The following is a 4,076-nucleotide window of genomic DNA, read 5'->3' as shown; positions in this document are numbered from 1 at the left end:
GCGTCCGACCAGAGCGAACCCCACCTCTCAACCGAGATCGAGCAGACCCGGCGCCTGTTGTCGGGGCTGGGACACGATCCCGATCGCTTGGTCCTGAGGGAACCGGGAGACTTGACCGGCGCCGCAGACCGACCGGCGACCGAGAGGCTCTCAGGCATCGGCATCTCCCCTGGGGGGCGGGAGACAGACAAGCGCGCCCGGGTGACGGCGGCGCTCGCCGCCCTGATGGGGGATCCGCCGGTTGTCCCGGACGGAATCCTGGCGCTCCCCGAAGGCGCCCCCTTCGGGGAGGTATTGGTGGACCAGACACGCTGCACCTTGTGCATGGCCTGTGTTCGTGTGTGCCCGAGAAAGGCATTGCGCGGGGAGACCGTGTGCGACGGCGGCGCACCCGCCGCACTGGCCTTCGTCGAAAACGACTGCGTTCAGTGCGGGCTGTGTCGCGAGGCCTGTCCCGAGTCAGCGGTCACGCTGGCTCCCCGGTTCGTCTTCGACCCCGCGGTGCGCACCGGGGTGCGGATGATCAACGAGAGCGACATGGCTCTGTGTCTCAACTGCGGGGCGCCGGTCGCCAGCGAGGCCATGACCCGGCGGATGGAAGAGCGGCTCCGAGCGCACCCCATGTTCGCCGGAGACGCGCTGAAGCGCCTGCGTCTGTGCGAGGCCTGTAAGGCAGCCTCGGCGGCGGGTGTGCGGTTGACGCGGTTTTCCGGTGATGGCTCGGGTGATGAGCGCGGCTAGGTGTTGTGCATGCGGCGCCCGTGTCAGCACCGCTCAGCCCTACGGCATGTTATTCCTCCGGCGCGGGATTATCGGCCTGATCCTGGGGTTGCTGATCGGCGCTTCGCAGGCGGAGGCGGAGCGCTGTACCGCCTGCCATCAGGACCGTACCCGGGGATTCAGCCAGGGTCATCGCTTCGGTGCTGAGCATTGTTCAGTGTGCCACGGCGGCAACACTGAGGCCGAAGGCGCTGAGGCGGCGCATGCGGGGATGGTCCGGTTTCCGGGGGATCTCGAAACTGCGGGAAAGACATGTGCCCCCTGCCACGCGGACAAGGTCGACTCGGTGTCCGCGGGCCTCATGCACACGGGTGCCGGGATGATCGCCAAGACGCGCGAGGTCTTCGGTGAGGAGCCTCTTGCCGGCGCAGCGCACGCTTTCGACCGGCTGTCGGGAACGCCGGCGGACTCCCTGCTGCGAAAGCTCTGCGCCTCGTGCCACCTGGGCCAGGCGAAGCGAAGACACGCGCTCGATCCGGTGCGTGACCGGGGTGGCGGTTGCCTCGCCTGTCACATCAACGACTATCCGGACAATGCCCATCCACCGCTCAGTGCCCGCGTCGAGGACGCACGCTGCTTCGGTTGTCACTCGCGCTCCGGACGCATCTCCCTGAGCTATGCGGGGTTGGCCGAAGTGGAATCTGCCAACGTCGCAGGCGAGCGTGCGGGCCGTCTGTCCGACGGTCGCCTGGTCGTCTCCCGCCAGGCAGACACCCACCATGCCGCCGGCATGGCCTGCATCGATTGCCATACCGGTAGCGGACTCATGGGCGGCATCGGCAATACCCTGTACCAGACCGACGCGGTGGACATCGCCTGCGAGGATTGTCACGACAATCGGAATCCCCGGGGAAGTCTGAAGGACTGGGGGAAAAACCAGATGGCGTTTCCCGGGGTCCTTCCCTTCCCTGCCGATCCCGGGCAGGAATTCCTCACGACCGCGCGCGGCGGCAGTGTGCTCTGGCATATCGAGGTTCGCGAAGAAGGTCTGTATCTGCACCCCAAGCTCCGGGACGGGCGCCTGAGGATCCCCGAGGTGAAGCCCGATCACCATGCCCCGGCGCGAGTACACGAACGTCTCACCTGTTCGGCCTGCCACAGCGGCTGGGCGCCGCGCTGCACGGGTTGCCATATCAGCTACACCAATACCGAACCGCAGTGGGATCATGTCGATCAGGCACTCACCGCTGGGCGCTGGCACGAAAAGCGCTGGGGGATCGGGACCGGCGCGCCCACCCTCGGAATCACATCGGATGGCCGGATCGCACCCTTCGTCCCCGGGATGATCCTGACCATCGAGGACGGAGACACGGGGAGCAGCCGGTTTCAGCGGCGCTTTGCACGAAGCTCGCCTCACACCACCGACGCGTCACGTGACTGCGAGTCCTGCCACGACTCGAGCGAGGCACTCGGACTCGGCGCGGGGCGACTGACCAAGGCGGCGCGAGGCTGGCGTTTTTCACCGGCTCAGCCTCCAGGGCTCGATGGGCTGCCGGGCGACGCCTGGACCGGTTTCGATCGCCGCTACCCCCCGGGTCGTTCCACTCGGACCGGAGGAACGTCCTTGGGTTATGATGAAATGGTTCGGATACTGGAAGCGGATATGAGTACCGGTTCAATCACGCAGACGCATCTCGGGCCAGGTCAGGGACCCGAATACGGAGGCGACTCCCGCTGATGGCGTTCCTCTATCAATATATCGGACGGCGGCTTGGGAACCGAGGCATCACGGCTCGGCAACGGGCAGGGCATCGCGACCATGGAGGCGCGTACCGAACGGTTGCGAGGTAAGCTGCGGATCCACAACGACGGCCGGGACGGGGTCGACATCAATCTGGAGTTTCCCATCGATGCAGAGTATTGAGCCGGCCGGACGGCACGATCAACCGGTCGAGGTGCTGATCGTCGACGATCACCCGATCTTCCGCCAAGGGATAAGACATCTGCTTGAGTCGGAGCAAGGGGTCCGGGGAATCGGCGAGGCCGGCAGCATCGAAGAGGCCACGGGCTGGCTGAAGGCCAGGCACGTCGATGTGATACTGCTGGACCACAATCTGCCCGACGTCAACGGCGTGGACGGCATGTCGCGCCTGTTTCAGATACAGGGAGACCTGCAGGTGATCGTGCTGACAGTATGCGACGACGACGATGTGCTGATACGGGCCATCCGTTCTGGCGCCTGCGGTTACATGCTGAAGGATGTCCCGCCGGAACGACTGATCGAAGCCATCAAGGCGGCCGGCAGGGGTGAGTGCCGCGTGTCGGGCAGCCTGGTACGAAGCCTGTTCGCGCGTGCCAGCCGCTCCGAAGGGAGTCGGCAGGGACAGGGCGCCGACAACGCGCTGCCCTGCATCCTTCCGGGTGGAGAGGCCCTGACACAGCGGGACAGGGAGGTGCTGGCCTGCCTCATCAAGGGTGAGAGTAATAAGGAGATCGCGCGAGATCTGGGCCTCTCGCCCAACACTATCCGAAACCAGCTGCAGCGACTGCAGGGACGGTTCGGTGCGAGGAACCGAGTGCAACTCGCCCTGCTTGCACGGGATTGTTGCCGCGGATAGACGTAGCCGATCTGCCACAACGGTCGTCTGCCGAACGGTCGAAAGCATGATGCGCCGGACATAACAGTTTGTCGCAGCGCATTAGAATCGTTAATAGTACATCTATACCATCGAGATATTGGAATTCTGTGGCCATACTGCGTTCAGTATTCGGGGACTGGGGTATCGACGCCGTCCCAACTGACAATCTGTTATCAGCTTCAGGGGCCCGTATTGCAGGCCCTGAACATGAGGGAGACAGATGCGTGCAGGCGCAAGGAGCGCAGCGACCGAGACATATCAAGTCGATAGGCGAGGAAGCGAGCACCGCACAACGCGGCGATGCTCCGTTGCAGCCATTTGTTCAGGGCTTCCTCTAGGGCATCAGGGTCACGACCGGTACGAAGATTCCGCGGTTGAGGGCCGCATCGACAGCACCTCGGCGGGTGCGTCACCGATGTCAGCCAATTGTCGCCTCGAGGCCGTGTTCACGGAGAGCGGGCACAAGAATATTGCGGTCGATGTGTTCGGTTGATCCGGTCGACGGCAAACGCCGCCGTGATGATTTCCAGACCTGAGGCGATTTCTGTCAAATGACATACCATCCTGCTTGTCTTTTCGTCCGTCCTCTGTGTTGCGACAACAGTGACATAGTTCGACTATGCGCCTGTTGTCGCGTCTTGATGACGAACGATCCCGGCGCGGCGCTGTCCCTGCTTTGCTTGGGCACCGGTCTTGGGCTTCCTGCCCAAGCCGTTC

Annotated in this window: 4 protein-coding genes; all 4 read left to right on the top strand. The window is 64.2% G+C overall.

Going from position 1 to position 4,076, the window contains the following annotated elements; genetic code table 11:
- A partial coding sequence (locus LJE91_09055; protein MCG6868857.1) for a 4Fe-4S binding protein occupies positions 1–741 on the top strand: 741 nt, incomplete at its 5' end.
- Entirely contained in the window at positions 728–2,458 is a 1,731-nt protein-coding gene (locus LJE91_09050) for a hypothetical protein (GenBank protein ID MCG6868856.1), read from the top strand. The genes LJE91_09055 and LJE91_09050, both read left to right, overlap by 14 nt.
- A gap of 33 nt (positions 2,459–2,491) precedes the next feature.
- Entirely contained in the window at positions 2,492–2,644 is a 153-nt protein-coding gene (locus LJE91_09045) for a hypothetical protein (GenBank protein ID MCG6868855.1), read from the top strand.
- On the top strand, positions 2,631–3,338 hold the full coding sequence (locus LJE91_09040; protein MCG6868854.1) for a response regulator transcription factor: 708 nt from the start codon (positions 2,631–2,633) through the stop codon (positions 3,336–3,338). Before LJE91_09045 ends, LJE91_09040 begins: the two co-directional genes overlap by 14 nt.
- The last annotated feature ends 738 nt before the right edge of the window (positions 3,339–4,076 follow it).

It is taken from the genome of Gammaproteobacteria bacterium (assembly GCA_022340215.1).
In the GTDB taxonomy this organism is placed as follows: domain Bacteria; phylum Pseudomonadota; class Gammaproteobacteria; order JAJDOJ01; family JAJDOJ01; genus JAJDOJ01.
This window is presented reverse-complemented; position numbering and strand designations above follow the sequence as displayed.

Excerpts from the sequence above, each read along its gene's own strand:
- LJE91_09050 (MCG6868856.1), top strand. The coding sequence starts at position 728 with ATGAGCGCGGCTAGGTGTTGTGCATGCGGCGCCCGTGTCAGCACCGCT.
- LJE91_09040 (MCG6868854.1), top strand. The coding sequence starts at position 2,631 with ATGCAGAGTATTGAGCCGGCCGGACGGCACGATCAACCGGTCGAGGTG.